The sequence below is a fragment of the Brevundimonas sp. GW821-FHT10E09 genome, from assembly GCF_058809375.1.
Genome location: NZ_JBXASO010000003.1, coordinates 145,632 through 162,874, shown reverse-complemented (window position 1 = coordinate 162,874; position 17,243 = coordinate 145,632). Strand labels below are relative to the sequence as shown.

The window sequence follows — 17,243 nt, the reverse complement described above, 5'->3', positions numbered from 1 at the left end:
CGACGATCAAAGCAGGACCAGATGATCCGGCAGTTCATTGGGATTGTCGGCGCGGGGCGGGAAATGGGCCGCCAGGACCCGGCCGCACTGGTCGATGGCCGCCTCGAAGCCGGCGACCGGTCGGCCGGCCTTCAGTTCGCGGGTCAGGGCGGCGACAGCGTCGGCCCACACCCCTTCATCGACCTTCTGGTGGATCAGTTCGTCGGCGATCAGTTCGACCTGATGTTCTTTCAGAGCGGCGAAGATCAGCACCCCGGTTCGCTCGCGCGTGACGTGGACGCCATGCGCCAGGAACTGCTGCAGGGCCGCCTTGCGCACACGGGCCTGACGCAGACTGCGCGGCGTGATCCAACGGAGCACCGGAGGGATGCGGGTCAGCAGGAAGACCGCGACGAAGATCACCGCCTGGACCAGGGCGTAGAAGGCCAGGGCTTGACCGACGCCGACGGCCTGGGCCGTGACGTGGGCGGCTTCCCAACCGTCTCCGACCGGCCAGGACAGGGTGAAGCCCAGCGGGATGAGCGCGGTCGGCGCCAGCAGGGCCGCGGCGGCCGCCCAGGCCAGGCTGACATCCGCGTAAGACGAGACCCCGCGCGAGACGACGCAGAATATCTCGCCCGAGGTGCCGCGCTCGGCCGAGGCGATGGCGTCGGCGACCCGCGCGCGGTCGTCTTCGGTAAACCGCATCACCATCCTCCCGAAGCGCCGCCGCCGCCGAAGCTTCCGCCGCCGCCGCCAAATCCTCCGCCGCCGCCGCCGAAGCCGCCCCCGCCGCCCCCTCGACCGGCGTTTCTCAAAGCCTCCGACGCCGCCCAGATCAGTATGGGAGTGACGCCGTCGCGACGATGACGACGCCCGCGTCCGCCCGAACCGATCGCGCCGACCAAAAAGATGATGAAGATCAAGCCGATGATGACAACAGGCAGGATCACCGCGCCGCCCGCGCCCTCCGGTTCGGTCGCCGCGGCCGCCGCCCGCGCCTGGGCCTCGGCCGGATCCAGCTCCAGCTGGGTGATCAGGGCGTCCACGCCCCTGACGACGCCTGTCTGATAGTCGCCGTCGCGGAAGGCCGGCAGGATGTCGTCGCGGATGACCATGGACGAGAAGGCGTCGGTCAGGATCGGCTCCAGCCCGTACCCGACTTCGATCCGCACCTTGCGTTCGGTCGGCGCGACGATCAGCAGGGCGCCATTGTCGCCCTCCTTCTGTCCGATGCCCCAGGCCCGGCCCAGCTGATAGCCATAGTCCTCGATCTCCTGATCCTGCAGGCTGCGGACCGTGACCACCACCAACTGGTCGCTGGATCGGGCTTCCAACGCGGCCAGCTTGTCGGTCAGCGCCTGTTCGGTCGCCGTATCCAGCAGATCAGCCTGATCGACCACGCGTCCGGACAGGGGCGGAAAGTCGAGCTTCGTCTGCGCCGTCGCCGGCACGGCGAACAGCAGGACGGCCATCAGACCGAACAGACTGGCGACGACGCCCGCTGGACGTCCTGTCCGAACGGGGCGAAGGCTCACGGGGCGGGCGGGGTCGAGCCCGGCGCGACCGGCGCGGCGCCGCCGCCGGGCGTGGCGGCCGGAGCGCCGTTCAGGTTGAAGTTCACCTGGGGCGCCGACTGGGCCTCCGCCGTGGCGGTGAACAACTGCATCGGTTGCGATCCGCTATGCACCGTCTTGGCCCAGATCACGTTCGGGAAGGTGCGCAGGGTGGTGTTGTAGTCGCGCACGGCCTCATTGTAGTCGCGGCGCGCGATGGTGATCCGGTTTTCGGTGCCTTCCAGCTGGGACTGCAGGGTCAGGAAATTCTGATTGGCCTGAAGCTGGGGATAGGCCTCGACCGAGACCAGCAGGCGCGACAGGGCGCCGGACAGCTGGCCCTGAGCCTGCTGATATTGCTGGAAGGCCTGCGGATTGCTGAGGTCGGCGGCCGAGACATTGACCGAGGTGGCGCGGGCGCGGGCGTTGATCACGTCCGTCAGGGTGGTGCGTTCCTGGATCGCCGCGCCCTGGACGGTGGCGACCAGATTGGGCACCAGGTCGGCGCGACGCTGGTACTGGGCCTGGACATCGGCCCAGGCCGCCTCGGCCCGTTCCTGCTTGGTCGGAATAGTGTTGTAGCCGCAGCCGGTGACGGCGGGCGCCGCGACGAGAACGGTCGTCAGAGCCAGAGCGCGAGCGTTGAAGCGAGCCATGGATTTTCCCCTGTCGGCGATTGCGCCGGTGCGGCGACTATCGCCTCAGGACCGCAACGCTTCAAGCGTCCAATGGCTCCGGTTCGACGCCGATCGAGCGACAGGCCGCCGAATAGGTGTTGGCCAGCAGGCAGGCGATGGTCATGGGGCCGACGCCGCCGGGGACGGGGGTGATGCGTCCGGCGATCTCGACGGCTTCCTTGAAAGCGACGTCGCCGACGACGCGGGTCTTTCCCTCCGCCGCCTTGACCGGGTCGGCCGAGGGAACGCGGTTGATGCCGACGTCGATCACGGTCGCGCCCGGCTTGATCCAGTCGCCCTTGATCATCTCCGGCCGGCCGACGGCGGCGACCAGGATGTCGGCGGTGCGGCAGAGGGCAGGCAGGTCGCGGGTCCTGGAATGGGCGATGGTGACGGTGCAGCTTTCGCCCAGCAGCAGTTGCGCCATCGGCTTGCCGACGATGTTGGACCGGCCGACGATGACGGCGTTCAGGCCCGTCAGATCGCCCAACTGGTCCTTCAGCAGCATCAGACTGCCCAGGGGGGTGCAGGGGACCAGGCCCGGCAGGCCGACCGCCAGGCGTCCGGCGTTTACCACGTGGAAGCCGTCCACATCCTTGTCGGGATCGATGGCGTCCAGCACGACCGATGAATCGATGTGTTTCGGCAGGGGCAGCTGAACCAGGACGCCGTGGATGCCGGCGTCGGCGTTCAGACGGGCGATCAGGGCCAGAAGCTCGTCCTGGGTCGTGGTCTCGTCCAGACGGTGCGTGTCGGACCGCATGCCCGCGCGCAGGGTCGTTTCGCCCTTGTTGCGAACATAGATCTGGCTGGCGGGATCCTCGCCGACGATGACGACGGCCAGGCCCGGCTTGACGCCCTGGCTGGCTTCCAGACGCGCGGCGGCGGCGGCGACGCGGTCCACCAGGTCGACCGAAAAGGCCTTGCCGTCGATCAGGGTCGCGCGTGCGGGCTCGGCTGACATGGGGAAGACTCCGGGGGGATGAGGATGCGGCGATTTACAGCCGTCATGGTTCGGCGTCTATGATCCGCGACAAACTCCGGAGTGTTCTTGATGAAGCGTTCGTCCCTCGTCGCCGCCGCCAGCGCCCTTGCCCTCGCCTGGGCCGCCTCGCCCGCCTTGGCTCAGGACGTACAGGGCCTGCGCATCGGGGCTGCGGTGGATGGCGCATTGACCGAGACGGACGCGGCCACGACCGGCGAGGACGCCTATCGTTATGACGCCTACCGATTCGAGGCGCGTGCGGGGCAGAGGCTGGAGGCGGTGCTGAGGTCCGACGCTTTCGACGCCTATCTGGCCATCTATGCCGAAGGCGGCGACGAACCGCTGGCCGAAGATGACGACGGCCTGGGCGAAGGCACGGACGCCCGGCTGCGCTTCACGCCGGAAACCAGCGGGACCTACGTCCTGCGCGCCCGCACCCTGGCCGGGCTGGAAGGCGGGGACTACAGCCTGTCCCTGCGCGAACGCCCCGCGCCCCCGCGCGCACCGCGTCCGGTCGGCCTTCGCGTCGGTGATGAGCGAGCCGGGACGCTGACGGACCGTGATCCGGAACAGGAAGACGGCGGCCGCTACGACGCCTACACCTTCCGCGCCTCTGCAGGTCAGAGGGTGATCGTCACCCTGGAGTCCGAGGCCTTCGATCCACTGGTTCGCGTGGGCCGGATGAACGGGGCCGACTTCGTCGAACTGGCTCAGAACGACGATGGACCCGACGACGGACTGAACTCGCGCCTCGTCTTTACCGCCCCGACGGCTGGGGAATATCTGGCTCGCGTCACCGCCATCAGGGATGGGGAGGGCGCCTACACCCTGGGCCTGTCGGAAGCGCCGCCTGCGCCGCCGGCCAAGCCCATCGCCGTCGGCGACAGCATTGACGGGAATCTGAACGATGAGACGGGACTGAACGACGATGGCCAGCGCACCGAATTCTATCGGTTCACGGCTGAGGCGGGCCAGCGCGTCGCCATCGAGATGTCGTCGAAGGATTTCGACACCTATCTGACGCTGCGCCAGGCGTCGGACAATTCAGTCCTGGATCAGGACGACGACGGCGCCGGATCGGGCACGGACTCACGCATCGTCCGGACGCTGGAGACAGCCGGCGACTATGTGATCGAGGCGCGCGCCCTGGGCGATGACGGCGAAGGCCGTTTCACCCTCAAGATCAGCGAAGTCGCCCCGCCCCCTGCGCCGTCTGCGATCACCTTTGGCCAGACCGTGGAAGGCGAGATCACGCCCGAAAAGCCCCAGAACGACGAGGGCAAACACTATGACGCCTATGTCTTCACCGGCCAGGAAGGCCAGCGCGTCCAAGCCGTTCTGCGATCCGGCGATTTCGACGCCTATCTCGAGATCAGCGCCGCCGACGGCGAGTTTTCCGCCCTGTCGAGCGATGACGACGGGCTGGCCGAGGGAACGGATTCGCGTCTGAACTTCACCCTGCCGTCGTCCGGCGACTACATTCTGCGGGCCTCTCCGCTGTCGAACGAGGGGAAGGGGCTCTATTCGCTGGCGTTGATCGATCGCGGCCCGGAGCCCAAGCCGGGCAGTATTCTGGTCGGCGCGACGGCGCGCGGCACGCTGAGCCTTTCCGACGCCCTGATCGACGGGGGCGCCTATTACGACGCCTATCGGTTCCAGGCGAAGAAGGACGAGAAACTGCGGATCACCCTGGTCTCCAACGCCTTCGACGCCTTCATCGACCTGGGCGAGGACGGCGAGGACTTCACCAGCCTGGCCACGGACGACGACGGTCTTTCGGACACCCACGCCAAGCTGGACTGGACCGCGCCGGAAGACGGCTGGTTCGTCGTCCGAGCCCGGTCGTTGGGCCCGAATGAGACGGGCGCCTATGCCCTGACCGTCGAACGCCAGCCCTGACCGCCCCATGCGGGCCACGATCCGGTCCTAGGCGAACCCGATGACCGACGCCATTTCGCCCGGCGCCCTTGGCCGCAAGGATCAGCACCTCGACGTGGTGCTGTCCGGGCGTGGTCGGCACGCCCGCGACGCCGGGTTCGACGCGATCCGGTTCGTGCACGAGGCCCTGCCGGATCTGGATCACGACAAGATCGACCTGGGCGCCGACTTCCTGGGGCGCCGATTGAAGGCGCCCCTGCTGATCAGCGCCATGACCGGCGGTCCGGCGCGGGCCGAGGCCGTGAACGCCCGTCTGGCCGAGGCGGCCCAGCACCTGGGAATCGCCCTGGCGGTCGGGTCCCAACGCACGGCTCTGGAAGAGGGGGCCAGCGGCGGCCTGGACATAGGGCTGCGCCACCGGGCGCCCGACACCCCCATCCTGGCCAATATCGGCGCGGCGCAACTGACGCGGGGGTTCGGTCTGGACGAGGCGCGGCGGGTGATCGAGATGATCGGGGCGAACGCCCTGATCGTCCATCTGAACCCGCTTCAGGAAGCCTGTCAGCCCGAAGGTGATCGCGACTGGTGGGGCGTCGGCGCCGCACTAGAGGCTCTGATCCGCAGGATCGAGGTTCCTGTGGTGGTCAAGGAGACCGGAGCCGGCCTGTCGGGCCGAACCGCGCGCCGCCTGACCGACATGGGCGCCGCCGCCGTGGATATCGCCGGCGCGGGCGGTTCGAACTGGGCGCTCATCGAGGGCGAGCGGGCGACGGATCCCGCCGACAGGGCCCACGCCGCCGCCTTTGGCGACTGGGGCATGCCGACGGCGCGGACCATCGTTGATGTGCGCCGGGCCTGTCCAGACGCGGTCGTGATCGGTTCGGGCGGCGTGCGCGACGGTCTGGACGTCGCGCGCGCGATCCGCCTTGGGGCCGACATCGCGGGTCAGGCCGCCGGCGTCCTGTCGGCGGCGATGGTGTCGACGGAAGCGGTGGTCGCCCACTTCCAACTGGTCATGCGCCAGTTGAGGACCGTCTGCTTCTGCACGAATTCTGCTAATCTTTCAGCCCTGCGCCGGGCGCCGCTTCAACCGCTGGACGAATAGAGGTCAGCGACCTATGCGGACGGCAGCAGGTCGTGCGCGAAGAGGCGATACCGTCCCGCGCGCACGCCGTCGGTGGCCCTGGCGATATCCGGCGCGAAATAATGGTCGCTGGCGTAGGGCGCGGCCGCCTCACGCACGACGGTGACGACCTGTTCCAGCAGGGGCGAACTGGTCAGGGGACGATGGAATTCCAGCCCCTGGGCCGCCGCCAGCAACTCGATTCCGACCACGGTCGCCGTATTCTCGGCCATGTCCAGCAGCCGCCTGGCGCCGTGGGTCGCCATGGAGACATGATCTTCCTGATTGGCGCTGGTGGGAACCGTGTCCACGCTGCACGGATGGGCCACCATCCGGTTCTCGGCCACCAGAGCCGCCGCCGTGACCTGGGCGATCATGAAGCCCGAGTTCAGGCCGCTTTCCTTGACCAGGAAGGCCGGCAGTTCGCTCATCTTCGGATCGACCAGGATGGCGGTCCGGCGTTCGGAGATATTGCCGATCTCGCACAGGGCCATGGCGATCTGATCGGCAGCAAAAGCAACAGGTTCAGCGTGGAAGTTTCCACCTGATATGACATCCCCGTCCTCAATGAAGACCAGAGGATTGTCGGTCACGGCGTTGGCTTCACGTTCCAGCGTGGCGGCCGCCGTGGCCAGGACGTCCAGCACCGCCCCCATGACCTGAGGCTGGCAGCGCAGCGAATAGGGATCCTGCACCTTGGCGCAGTCGTCGCGGTGGCTGTCGCGGATGGCCGAACCCGCCATCAGGGTCCTGAGCCGTGCGGCCACGGCGATCTGACCGGGTTGACCCCGAAGGGCGTGAATGCGGGCGTCGAACGGCGCGTCCGATCCCTTCAAGGCGTCGACCGACAGGGCCCCCGCCGCCACGCCGGCGGCGAAGACCGCCTCGGCTGCGAACAGACCCGCCAGGGCCAGGGCGGTCGAACACTGTGTCCCGTTCAGCAGCGCCAGCCCCTCCTTCGGTCCCAGGACCAGAGGCTTGAGCCCGGCCCGCTCAAGCGCGGCCTCGACCTCCAGGGTTTCACCCTTGTGCCGGGCCTCGCCGACCCCGATCAGGACGCAGCTCATATGGGCCAGAGGAGCCAGATCGCCCGAGGCCCCGACCGAGCCCTTGGACGGGATACAGGGCAGGATGTCGGCGTTGACGAGCGCGATCAGGGCCTGGAGGGTTTCGCGCCGAACGCCCGAGGCGCCGCGTGACAGGGAGGCGATCTTCAGCACCATCAGCAGTCGCGTCACGCTGTCCGGCAGCAAGGGACCGACCCCGCACGCATGGCTGAGCACCAGGTTCCGCTGCAAGGTCTCCAGGTCGGCGGACGCGATGGAGGTGTTGGCCAGCAGGCCGAATCCGGTGTTGACCCCATAGACGGTGCGCCCTTCGGCCACGATGGCGGCGATGGTCGCGGCGCCCCTGTCCACATCGGCCCAGGCCTCGGGCGCCACAGCGACCGTCACGGGGCCGTCCAGGACGCCGCGCAACTGGGCCAGGGTCAGGGGCGAACGGCCGAGGGTCAGGGTCGTCATGGAGGTCAGGCCTTCAGGCTGGGGAGGTTCAGGCCGTGTTCGCGGGCTGCGGCGCGGGCGATGTCGTAACCGGCGTCGGCATGGCGCATGACGCCCGTCGCCGGATCGTTCCAAAGCACGCGCTCCAGCCGCTGCGCCGCTTCCGGCGTGCCGTCGGCGACGATCACGACGCCCGAATGCTGGGAATAGCCCATGCCGACCCCGCCGCCGTGGTGCAGCGAGACCCAGCTGGCGCCCGAGGCTGTGTTCAGAAGCGCGTTGAGAAGGGGCCAGTCCGAAACAGCGTCTGATCCGTCCATCATGGCCTCGGTCTCACGGTTCGGGCTGGCGACCGAGCCCGAGTCGAGATGATCCCGGCCGATCACGATCGGTCCCGACAATTCACCGGACGCCACCATGTCGTTGAACATCAGGCCCGCCCGGTGGCGCTCGCCCAATCCAATCCAGCAGATTCTCGCCGGAAGTCCTTGGAAAGCGATACGTTCGCTGGCCATGTCGAGCCAGCGATGCAGACCTGCGTTGTCCGGGAACAGCCGCTTCATCGCCGCATCGGTCTTGCGAATGTCGTCCGGATCACCGGTCAGGGCCGCCCATCGGAACGGTCCGATCCCGCGGCAGAACAGGGGGCGGATATAGGCGGGGACGAAGCCGGGAAAGTCGAAGGCGTTCGTAACCCCTTCGTCAAAGGCGACCTGACGGATATTGTTGCCATAATCGACGACAGGAACCCCGGCCGACTGAAAGTCGAGCATGGCGCGGACGTGGGCCGCGATGGAGGGGCGGGCGGCCGCCGCGACCGAGGCAGGTTCGCTGACCCGCTTGTCTTCCCACTCGGCGACGGTCCAACCGGCCGGCAGATAGCCGTTGACCAAATCATGGGCGCTGGTCTGGTCGGTCACCAGGTCCGGCCGAACTCCCCGGCGGACCATCTCAGGCAAGACATCGGCAGAGTTACCTAATAGGCCGACAGATATGGGTTTTCCAGTCCGATTTGCGTCTTCGATCAGGGCCAGGGCTTCGTCCAGGCTCTGGGCCGCCACATCAAGATAGCGTGTCTTCAGCCGCATCTCGATCCGGCTTTGCTGGCATTCCACCGCCAGGCAGGACGCCCCCGCCAGGGTCGCGGCCAAGGTCTGGGCCCCGCCCATACCGCCCAGGCCTGCGGTCAGGATCCATTTTCCGGACCAGTCGCCGCCGTAGTGCTGGCGGCCCGCCTCCATGAAGGTCTCATACGTGCCTTGGACGATGCCCTGGGTGCCGATGTAGATCCAGGATCCGGCCGTCATCTGGCCGTACATCATCAAGCCCTTGCGATCGAGTTCCGAGAAATGCTCCCAGGTCGCCCATTTGGGCACGAGGTTGGAGTTGGCGATCAGGACCCGGGGCGCATCGGCATGGGTGCGGAAGACCCCGACCGGCTTGCCGGACTGGACCAGCAGGGTCTCGTCGGCCTCCAGCGTCTTCAGGGTCTCCACGATCCTGTCGAAGGCGGCCCAATCGCGCGCCGCCTTGCCGATGCCGCCATAGACGACAAGATCCTGAGGACGTTCAGCCACTTCGGGATCAAGATTGTTCATCAACATTCGCATGGCCGCCTCGGCCGCCCAGGTCTTGGCCGTCCTTTCCGATCCGCGCGGGCTTCGGATGACGCGAGCGTTGGGCTGGTTCATGTCTGGCTCTCGGCGAAGGCGATACAGGCGGTCAGGACGCGGTGCAGGTTTCGACGCATCGCCTCGGCCCGCTCCGGCTCATAGGGACTGGGCCAGTTGTCGGGGGACAAAGGGCTCGCCGGGTCGCCCATGTAGCCCCGGTCCGCCAGTTCCATCTGGATAGCGTGAACGCCGAGGTGGGGCCGGCCGTAGTGACGCGTGGTCCAGCCGCCCTTGAACCGGCCGTTGACGATCAGGCTGGAGCCGCTGATCGCGCAGGCGGCCTCGACGGCCTGGGTCAGTTCTGGGGCGCAGGTGGTCCCGTCGTTGTCGCCGATGTTGAACTGGGGCAACTCGCCGGCGAACAGCCGCGGGACGACAGAACGGATCGAATGGGCGTCATAGAGGACGACGGGGCCACGGGCGCGCAGCCGGTCGATCTGGGCCTTCAGCTGGGCATGATAGGGATCAAACCAGGTCGCGCGACGCTCTGCGATCTCGGCCGCATCGGGCGCTTCGCCGGCCCGATACAGGGGCTCGCCGTCGAAGGTCTCGACCGGGCAGAGGCCCGTGGTGGTCATGCCGGGATACAGGGACACGCCGGATGGATCGCGGTTCACGTCGATGACGCTGCGAGAAACTGCGGTGCGCACCAGAGTGGCGCCCAGATCCACGGCGAAATCATAGAGCCGATCCACCCACCAGTCGGCGTCCTTGCGCGCCAGCCAGGGGGATCGAAACCGCGCCATCAGAACGTCCGGGATTTCGGTCCCCGTGTGCGGCAAGCCGATCACCAGCGGCCCCGAGCCTTCATGGACGGTCAGCCAGTCACGCGTCATCTCGGCCTCCCTCGCCAAATCGATCCGTCGTGGTATGTCTAGACATATTGATCGCAACAAGACGGACCTGTCCAGTGAGCCTTGAGTCGCAGCCTGTGGATCGCACCCTCTGGTTCGAGGCCGCCCTCTTGCCGTACGGCTGGGCGCGGGATGTGCGGATCGGGATTGCGAGGGGTCGGATTTCAAGCCTCGAGACCGGCGTATCCCGCGGAGCCGCGGACGAAGGAGACGGCGTGGCCTTGCCGGGCGTCGTCAATGTCCACAGCCATGCCTTCCAGCGCGCCATGGCCGGGCTGACCGAGGCGCGTGGGCCCCAGGGCCAACACGGCGATGATGATTTCTGGTCCTGGCGCGACCTGATGTACCGCTTCCTTGATCGGGGCGGGCCCGAAGAGATCGAGGCCATCACCGCCCTGGCCTTCGCCGAAATGCTCGAGGGCGGTTTCACCCGCGTGGCCGAGTTCCACTATCTTCACAACGCCCCGTCCGGCGCGGCCTATGCGGACCGGGGAGAGATCGCGGCGCGGATTGTCGCGGCGGCCCAGACGACCGGAATCGCCCTGACCCTGCTGCCGGTCTTCTACGCCCACGCCGGATTTGGCGGCCTGGCGCCGACCCGGGGGCAGAGACGGTTCATCACCGATCTGGACGGATTCGCGGAGCTGACCGACCGTTGCCGCCGCCTGACCGCCGATATGGCGGACGCTGTGGTGGGGGTCGCGCCGCACAGCCTGCGGGCTGTCAGCCCGGCTGAGCTGGCCGCCATGCCCGGTCTGGCAGGCGATGGGCCCATCCATATCCATGTGGCCGAACAGACCAAGGAGGTCGAAGACTGCCTGGCCTGGTCCGGCGCCCGGCCGGTGGAATGGCTGCTCGCCAACGCCCCGGTCGATCCGCGCTGGTGCCTGATCCACTCGACCCATGTGACCGAGGCGGAGTGGCGGGGCGTGATCGAACGGGGCGCGGTCGTCGGCCTGTGCCCGATCACGGAGGCCAATCTGGGCGACGGCGTCTTTCCGGCCGCCGCCTATGCGCGGGCGGGCGGGCGGTTCGGCGTGGGGACCGACTCCAATGTGCAGATCGGCGTGGCCGAGGAACTGCGGATGCTGGAATACAGCCAGCGGCTGGCCTTGAGGCGCCGTTCGGTCATGGCGGATGCGGATCGCTCGACAGGACGCGCCCTGTTCGAAGACGTGCTGGCGGGCGGGCGCCAGGCCGGGGGCGCGGCGAACGACCTGGTCATCGGCGGATCGGCCGATCTGGTTTGCCTGGATACGCGCGGCGCCGGCTTCCATGGCCGTTCGGGCGACGCCTTGCTGGACAGCTGGATCTTCGGCGCGCCGGCGGGCGCCGTCGCCTCGGTCTGGCGGGCGGGGCGGCAGGTGGTGCGGGACGGGCGGCATGTGGCGCGCGAGGCTATCGAGGCACGGTACCGCAAGGCCCTGAACACGGTGCTGGGATGACGCCTGAGCCCCTGCACCGCCGAATCTACGCGGACCTCGAAGGCCGCATCCTCTCGGGCGAGCTGTCGCCGGGCGCACGCATTCCCTTCGAACACGAATTGACCGCCCAATACGGCTGTTCGCGCGCCACCGTCTCCAAGGCCCTGTCGGAACTGGCGGGCAGGGGACTGGTCACACGGCGGCGTCGCGCGGGCAGCTTCGTGGCCCAGCCCAAGGCCCATGCCGCCTTCCTGGCCATCCCCGATCTGCGAGCCGAGGTGATGGAGCGGGGCCAGGCCTATGGCTACAGGCTGCTGGACCAGATGGAACGCGATCCGGACGGCGGCGCTGAAATTGAACTCGCCGCCGGCGGTCCGCTCCTGGCCTTGACCTGTCTGCATAGCGCCGACGCGATCCCTCTGGCTCTGGAGCATCGACTGATCGCTCTGGCCGCGGCTCCCCAAGCGATAAAGGTGAATTTTCAAATCACTCCGCCTGGAACCTGGCTTCTGGACTATGAACCCTGGACCGAGGCCGAGAACCGGATCGGCTCCATGGAGGCCGACGCCGTGACCGCGCGTCTGCTGCAGATCAAGCCCGGCGCGGCCTGTCTGTCTGTCGAAAGGCGGACCTGGCGCGACGGCCAGGGCGTGACGCGGGTTCGTCAGCTGTTCCCTGGGGATCGCTATGATCTGGTCGCGCTTTTCTCCTCCGCCCACGCCAAGGACCTGAGCCGATGAAGGCCGACCGCCTGCTGATCGACTGTCATGCCGCCACCATGGTTCCGGGCGGGGCCGCCTATGGGGCCATCCGCGACGCCGCCGTGGTCATCGCCGACGGCCGTATCGCCTGGATCGGACCGCGCGCGGATTTGCCGTCCGTGGAGGCGGTCGAGACGGAGCGGCTGGGCGGACGCTGGCTCACGCCGGGACTGATCGACTGTCACACGCATCTGGTCTTCGGCGGCGACCGCTCGGGCGAATTCGAACAGAGGCTGGGCGGGGCCACCTATGAGGATATCGCCCGCGCCGGCGGCGGGATCGTCGCTTCGGTCAAGGCCACGCGCGCGGCGTCGGAGGACGAACTGTACGCCTCCGCCATGGACCGGCTGCAAGGGCTCAAGGCCACGGGCGTCACCACGGTCGAGATCAAGTCGGGCTATGGACTGGATCAGGACAGCGAATTGAAGATGTTGCGGGTCGCCCGCCGCATCGGCCGGGAAGGCGGGGTTCGCGTGCGCACCACCTATCTGGGTCTGCACGCCGTTCCGCCCGAGCATCGGGCGAACCGCGCCGCCTATGTCGATCTGGCCGTCGATCACATCCTGCCGGCCGCACAGGCCGAGGGGCTGGTGGACGCCGTGGACGCCTATTGCGAGCCTATCGCCTTCTCGATCGAGGAGGTGGCGCGCCTGTTCGACAAGGCCCGCACCCTGGGCCTGCCGGTCAAGCTGCACGCCGATCAGTTGTCGAACGGGGGCGGCGCAGCCTTGGCGGCGCGTTACGGCGCCGTGTCGGCTGATCACATAGAACATGCGACGGAAGACGGAATCAAAGCCATGGCGCGGGCAGGGGTGACGGCGGTTCTGCTGCCCGGCGCCTTCCTGATGCTGCGCGAAACCCAGGCGCCCCCGGTCGGTCTGTTACGCGCCCATGGCGTTCGCATGGCCGTTGCGACCGACTGCAATCCCGGCACCTCTCCTGTCGCGTCCATGACCGACGCCCTGAACCTGGCCTGTGTTCAGTTTCGCCTGACCCCGGAAGAAGCCCTGGCGGGCGCGACGCGGGAAGCCGCATGGGCCCTGGGGCTGCAAGATCAGATCGGAACCCTGGCGGTCGGCAAGGTCGCCGACCTGGCGGCCTGGGATGTCCAGCGCCCCGCAGAGCTGGCCTATTGGCTGGGCAAGCCCATGCTGCACGGCCGCTGGAGAGACGGCGTCAGGACAAGCGCCGATCCTGCAAGGATCGACGGTCCGCCTGATTTCTAGACCTGGGCGACGCCCATGACCTTCATCAGGGCGTCTCGAACGGCGGCCTCGGTGAAGGGTTTCTGAATGGTGGTGGCGCCGCGCCACTCTTCCGGCAACCCACCTTCGCCGTAGCCGGTGGAGAAGACGAAGGGCACGCCGCGCGCCTTCAGCGCCTCGGCGACCGGGAAGACCTGACGGCCGGCGACATTGACGTCCAGCAGGGCGGCGTCGAGATCGACAGTGTCGCGCGCCATGGCTTCACCATCGTCGATATTGGACGCGGGGCCGACGGGAATGCACTCCATGTCCTCGAGGATGGTCTCGAGCAACATGGCGACCAGGGATTCGTCTTCCACCACAAGTATGCGGCGACCGTTTAGAGGTTGGGTCATGGGGCGGGTGTCCTGTCGAGTGGAACCGTCAGTTCCGCAATCAATCCATCGCTGGCGTAGACTAGATCGATCTCCCCCGCCAGATCGTGGCGAATGTTTCGTTCAATCAATCGGCTACCGAAGCCTCTTCTGTCCGGTCGCGTAACTTTCGGACCGCCTATTTCACGCCAGACAAGCTTCAGCTTTCGATCGCGTTGATCGGCCAAACTCCAGTCGATCAGAACACGCCCATCGGGCGTGGAAAGGGCTCCGTATTTGGCGGCGTTTGTCGCAAGCTCATGGAAGATCATGCCCAGGGACAGGGCTGTGGCGGGGGGCAGCGCCGTCGCCGGGCCGTTGAGATTGATGCGGGTGGGACCGAAGGCTTCGGTCTCGTGTTCCAGGATCGCCCGCAGATCCGCGCCTTCCCAATGGGTTCGCGTCAACAGGTCGTGGGTGTGGGACAGGGCCAGTATCCGCGACTGGAAGGTTGCGGCGAAGGTGGCGGGGTCGACGTGGGAACGCGCGGTCTGGATGGCGATCGACTGGACCGTGGCGAGGGTGTTCTTAACCCGATGGTTCAATTCGTCGATCATCAGCTTCTGGCGCTGGGTCGCCAGGACGTTGGCTGTGACGTCATGGCCCTGAACGAAGATGCCGACCACGGCGTCCGCCTCGTCACGGATCGGCTGATAGATGAAGTTGAGATAGAGGGTTTCCAGCGGGCCGCCGGGAGTCCTTTGCAATTTCGCCAGGCTCTCTCGCCCTTCGTAGGGCTCGCCCGTTTCGAAGACGGTGTCCAGAAACTCGTGATAGCCCTGTCCGACCAGTTCCGGCAGGGCGTCGCGTATGGACTTGCCCGCGATGTCGCGATGGCCGATCAACTGGCTGTAGGCGTCGTTGTGCATCTGGAAACAGTGGTTGCGGCCGGTCAGGATGGCTACGAACCCCGGCGCCTGCATGAACATCTCGACCAGACGGTTGCGCTCGCTCTCCAGGCGACGATTGTCCTCCTGAACCGACTGAGCTCGCCGCAGGACCGACCCGCCGATCAGGGCGTCCAGGGCGGTTGTCGGTTCATCGGTGCGGATCGCCGGCGACAGGTCGGTGATGTCCATGGTGTGCTGAAGAAGCAGCACGACATCGCCTTCAGCGTTCAGGACTGGCGTATGGGTCGCGCTCCAGATTCGTTCCTCGAACACCTCCTGGCCGTCGGACAATTTGCGCGGCATGGCGTATCGCACGACGGCGAGGTGGTCGCGCTGGCGGGTGTCGCGCGCCTTTTCGAGGGACGCCCGGACCTGACGCACGTTTTCGGGCGCATCTTCGCCGGGGCCGGCGTCGAAGGTCGTGAACAGGGGACGGCCCAGGATCTCCTCGCGGCGAGCGCCTGTGACCTCGACATAGGCGTGATTGACCTCGGCGATGCGCAGATCCGGCGTAAGCAGAAGATAAGGATTTGGCGACGCCTCGAAGGCCGCCGCCAAATCGACTACGGAAGCGCCCGGTTTCACTTGTACTGTCAATCTACACCCCAGCCCAACCGGTGCCGAACGCGCGAGGAGGCAAAGAGTTCGCTACCGTACCCAGAATTCGCCTTTCACCTGATCGTCATTGGCGTGTCAGGAGAATTTGCTAAGGACGGGACATGACATTTGCCGGCGCCTTGGCCACCCTCTCCCTCATGATGGCTCAACCGACAGATCAGCCGCCTCCCGAACAGCCGGTCGTCCAGTTGGCCCAAGGCGTGCTGGCCGGGCGGGCCGACGACACGGTCGCCGCGTTCAAGAACATTCCCTATGCGGCCCCGCCGGTGGCGGAACTGCGCTGGCGGCCGCCGGGCGCGGCCCCGACCTGGGAAGGGCGGCGCGACGCCTCGACCTATGGGCCGATCTGCATCCAGGCCACGCCGCAGGGCGACCCCGGCGTGGGGCCCTTGCCGATGAGCGAGGACTGCCTGAACCTGAATGTGTGGCGGCCGACCGACGTCGCCGCGTCGCCGGCCCCGGTCATGGTGTGGATCCACGGCGGGGGCCTAGTCAATGGATCGGGCACGGCGGCCCTGTACGACGGATCCCATCTGGCCCGTCAGGGCATGGTCTTGGTCTCGATGAACTATCGGCTGGGGCGGTTGGGCTTCTTCGACCACCCGGCCCTGGCGGCGGAACGACCGGCGGACGAGGCGGCGGGCAACTACGGCCTGATGGACGTCATCGCGGCCCTGCAGTGGGTCAGGGCGAACATCGCGGTCTTCGGCGGCGACCCGGCCAATGTGACGATCTTCGGGGAGTCGGCGGGCGGCGCCATCGTCACCCGGATGATGATTTCGCCGCCGGCGCGGGGCCTGTTCGATCGCGCCATCGTGCAGTCGGGCCTGGGGCGCGAGTTGCAGACCCCGCTGGACCGGCGCGGCGCCTATGACCTGCCGTCGGCGCGTGAGCGGGGCGAGGTCTGGGCCCACGGTCATAACCTGTTGACTGCGGCCGATCTGCGCGCTGCGCCGGTCGAGCTGCTGCTGACCCCGGCGCCCGTCTTCGCTAACGGAGATCTGTCCCTGATCGACGGCCGGATCGTGCCCTCGACCGTGGAAGCGGCCTTCCGAGCCGGGCGGCAGGCGCCTGTGCCGATGGTGATCGGGACCAACAGCGCCGAGTTCTGGTGGATGAAGCCGACGGATCGCAACGGCTACGGCATGATCGACGACGACCTGACCTGGCTGGAGCGGGCCACGATCACGGCGGCCTATGGCGGGGAGGCGGGCTTCGACCGGGGCTTCATCACCGACGCGGTCTTCTCCGAGCCGGCGCGGCGGCTGGCGCGGCTGCACGCGGCGGCGGGGCATCCGGCCTATCTATACCGGTTCGACATCTCGTCGCCGGACAATCCCGAACCGCACGGCGGGGCGACCCACGCCATCGAGCGCCCCTATGTGTTCGGCACCCTGCCGCTGCTGCCCTATCCGGTCCGAGAGGCGGATGTCGCGGCCTCGGCGGCGATGATGGGCTACTGGATCGCCTTCTCACGGTCCGGCGACCCCAATGGGGTGGGGCGGCCGGACTGGCCGATGGCCGGGGGCGGCGACACTCAGCTGATGCTGTTCCGCAACGACGGCCCCAGCGCCACGCCGGTTCCGGACAGCGCGCGGCTGGATCTGATCGAACGGTTCCGGGAGCGGCCTCACGCTATCAGCAAGTCGACACAAGCTACTGTAAAAACGCACTATTAGACAGATGTTCGGCCGCTCAAAGACCC

At 67.5% G+C, this 17,243-nt stretch carries 15 protein-coding genes; 6 read left to right on the top strand and 9 right to left on the bottom strand.

The window, feature by feature from the left end:
* Positions 1 to 6: 6 nt before the first annotated feature.
* From AC1RSI_RS04170 to AC1RSI_RS04155, 4 genes are all read right to left on the bottom strand, one after another.
* Positions 7 to 687, bottom strand: a complete 681-nt coding sequence (locus AC1RSI_RS04170) for a TPM domain-containing protein (RefSeq protein WP_230307511.1) — start codon at positions 685 to 687, stop codon at positions 7 to 9.
* Positions 687 to 1,517 carry a TPM domain-containing protein gene (locus AC1RSI_RS04165; RefSeq protein WP_447941503.1) on the bottom strand — a complete coding sequence of 277 codons (831 nt, stop codon included), beginning with the start codon at positions 1,515 to 1,517 and terminating at the stop codon, positions 687 to 689. The genes AC1RSI_RS04170 and AC1RSI_RS04165 overlap by 1 nt, the downstream gene beginning before the upstream one ends.
* Positions 1,514 to 2,191, bottom strand: coding sequence for a LemA family protein (locus AC1RSI_RS04160; protein WP_154726525.1), 678 nt, complete (start codon positions 2,189 to 2,191; stop codon positions 1,514 to 1,516). Before AC1RSI_RS04160 ends, AC1RSI_RS04165 begins: the two co-directional genes overlap by 4 nt.
* A 61-nt stretch (positions 2,192 to 2,252) precedes the next feature.
* A complete protein-coding gene (locus AC1RSI_RS04155; RefSeq protein ID WP_008259940.1) occupies positions 2,253 to 3,176 on the bottom strand; it encodes a bifunctional methylenetetrahydrofolate dehydrogenase/methenyltetrahydrofolate cyclohydrolase in 924 nt (307 codons plus the stop codon).
* A gap of 90 nt (positions 3,177 to 3,266) precedes the next feature.
* Between AC1RSI_RS04155 and AC1RSI_RS04150 the strand changes: the two genes are divergently transcribed.
* Both AC1RSI_RS04150 and fni read left to right on the top strand, forming a co-directional pair.
* Positions 3,267 to 5,096: a PPC domain-containing protein gene (locus AC1RSI_RS04150; RefSeq protein ID WP_154726524.1), complete on the top strand. Its 1,830-nt coding sequence runs from the start codon at positions 3,267 to 3,269 to the stop codon at positions 5,094 to 5,096.
* A 40-nt stretch (positions 5,097 to 5,136) separates the two neighbouring features.
* Positions 5,137 to 6,180, top strand: coding sequence for a type 2 isopentenyl-diphosphate Delta-isomerase (gene fni, locus AC1RSI_RS04145; RefSeq protein WP_035308902.1), 1,044 nt, complete (start codon positions 5,137 to 5,139; stop codon positions 6,178 to 6,180).
* An 11-nt stretch (positions 6,181 to 6,191) separates the two neighbouring features.
* On the opposite strand, the gene hutH is transcribed toward fni, so the two are convergent.
* Genes hutH through hutG form a run of 3 tightly spaced genes read right to left on the bottom strand, consistent with a single transcriptional unit; the run spans position 6,192 to position 10,209 of the window.
* Positions 6,192 to 7,721: a histidine ammonia-lyase gene (gene hutH, locus AC1RSI_RS04140; protein WP_035308899.1), complete on the bottom strand. Its 1,530-nt coding sequence runs from the start codon at positions 7,719 to 7,721 to the stop codon at positions 6,192 to 6,194.
* Between the two features lie 5 nt (positions 7,722 to 7,726).
* On the bottom strand, positions 7,727 to 9,391 hold the full coding sequence (gene hutU / locus AC1RSI_RS04135) for a urocanate hydratase (RefSeq protein WP_154726523.1): 1,665 nt from the start codon (positions 9,389 to 9,391) through the stop codon (positions 7,727 to 7,729).
* Positions 9,388 to 10,209, bottom strand: coding sequence for an N-formylglutamate deformylase (gene hutG / locus AC1RSI_RS04130; protein WP_035308895.1), 822 nt, complete (start codon positions 10,207 to 10,209; stop codon positions 9,388 to 9,390). Before hutG ends, hutU begins: the two co-directional genes overlap by 4 nt.
* 74 nt (positions 10,210 to 10,283) lie before the next feature.
* Here hutG and AC1RSI_RS04125 point away from each other — a divergent pair, with 74 nt between their 5' ends.
* Genes AC1RSI_RS04125 through hutI form a run of 3 tightly spaced genes read left to right on the top strand, consistent with a single transcriptional unit; the run spans position 10,284 to position 13,638 of the window.
* Entirely contained in the window at positions 10,284 to 11,672 is a 1,389-nt protein-coding gene (locus tag AC1RSI_RS04125) for a formimidoylglutamate deiminase (protein WP_230307682.1), read from the top strand.
* Entirely contained in the window at positions 11,669 to 12,391 is a 723-nt protein-coding gene (hutC, locus tag AC1RSI_RS04120; RefSeq protein ID WP_008263981.1) for a histidine utilization transcriptional repressor HutC, read from the top strand. The genes AC1RSI_RS04125 and hutC overlap by 4 nt, the downstream gene beginning before the upstream one ends.
* Positions 12,388 to 13,638 carry an imidazolonepropionase gene (hutI, locus tag AC1RSI_RS04115; protein WP_008261768.1) on the top strand — a complete coding sequence of 417 codons (1,251 nt, stop codon included), beginning with the start codon at positions 12,388 to 12,390 and terminating at the stop codon, positions 13,636 to 13,638. The genes hutC and hutI overlap by 4 nt, the downstream gene beginning before the upstream one ends.
* On the opposite strand, the gene AC1RSI_RS04110 is transcribed toward hutI, so the two are convergent.
* Both AC1RSI_RS04110 and AC1RSI_RS04105 read right to left on the bottom strand, forming a co-directional pair.
* Entirely contained in the window at positions 13,635 to 14,012 is a 378-nt protein-coding gene (locus tag AC1RSI_RS04110; protein WP_035308891.1) for a response regulator, read from the bottom strand. The genes hutI and AC1RSI_RS04110 overlap by 4 nt on opposite strands.
* Entirely contained in the window at positions 14,009 to 15,505 is a 1,497-nt protein-coding gene (locus tag AC1RSI_RS04105; protein WP_230307681.1) for a sensor histidine kinase, read from the bottom strand. Before AC1RSI_RS04105 ends, AC1RSI_RS04110 begins: the two co-directional genes overlap by 4 nt.
* A 134-nt stretch (positions 15,506 to 15,639) precedes the next feature.
* Here AC1RSI_RS04105 and AC1RSI_RS04100 point away from each other — a divergent pair, with 134 nt between their 5' ends.
* A complete protein-coding gene (locus AC1RSI_RS04100; protein ID WP_230307680.1) occupies positions 15,640 to 17,217 on the top strand; it encodes a carboxylesterase/lipase family protein in 1,578 nt (525 codons plus the stop codon).
* Positions 17,218 to 17,243: the final 26 nt, after the last annotated feature.

Coding starts and splice junctions, on each gene's coding strand:
- AC1RSI_RS04170 (WP_230307511.1), bottom strand. CDS start 687: ATGCGGTTTACCGAAGACGACCGCGCGCGGGTCGCCGACGCCATCGCC.
- AC1RSI_RS04160 (WP_154726525.1), bottom strand. CDS start 2,191: ATGGCTCGCTTCAACGCTCGCGCTCTGGCTCTGACGACCGTTCTCGTC.
- AC1RSI_RS04155 (WP_008259940.1), bottom strand. CDS start 3,176: ATGTCAGCCGAGCCCGCACGCGCGACCCTGATCGACGGCAAGGCCTTT.
- AC1RSI_RS04150 (WP_154726524.1), top strand. CDS start 3,267: ATGAAGCGTTCGTCCCTCGTCGCCGCCGCCAGCGCCCTTGCCCTCGCC.
- fni (WP_035308902.1), top strand. CDS start 5,137: ATGACCGACGCCATTTCGCCCGGCGCCCTTGGCCGCAAGGATCAGCAC.
- hutH (WP_035308899.1), bottom strand. CDS start 7,721: ATGACGACCCTGACCCTCGGCCGTTCGCCCCTGACCCTGGCCCAGTTG.
- hutU (WP_154726523.1), bottom strand. CDS start 9,391: ATGAACCAGCCCAACGCTCGCGTCATCCGAAGCCCGCGCGGATCGGAA.
- hutG (WP_035308895.1), bottom strand. CDS start 10,209: ATGACGCGTGACTGGCTGACCGTCCATGAAGGCTCGGGGCCGCTGGTG.
- hutC (WP_008263981.1), top strand. CDS start 11,669: ATGACGCCTGAGCCCCTGCACCGCCGAATCTACGCGGACCTCGAAGGC.
- hutI (WP_008261768.1), top strand. CDS start 12,388: ATGAAGGCCGACCGCCTGCTGATCGACTGTCATGCCGCCACCATGGTT.
- AC1RSI_RS04110 (WP_035308891.1), bottom strand. CDS start 14,012: ATGACCCAACCTCTAAACGGTCGCCGCATACTTGTGGTGGAAGACGAA.
- AC1RSI_RS04100 (WP_230307680.1), top strand. CDS start 15,640: ATGACATTTGCCGGCGCCTTGGCCACCCTCTCCCTCATGATGGCTCAA.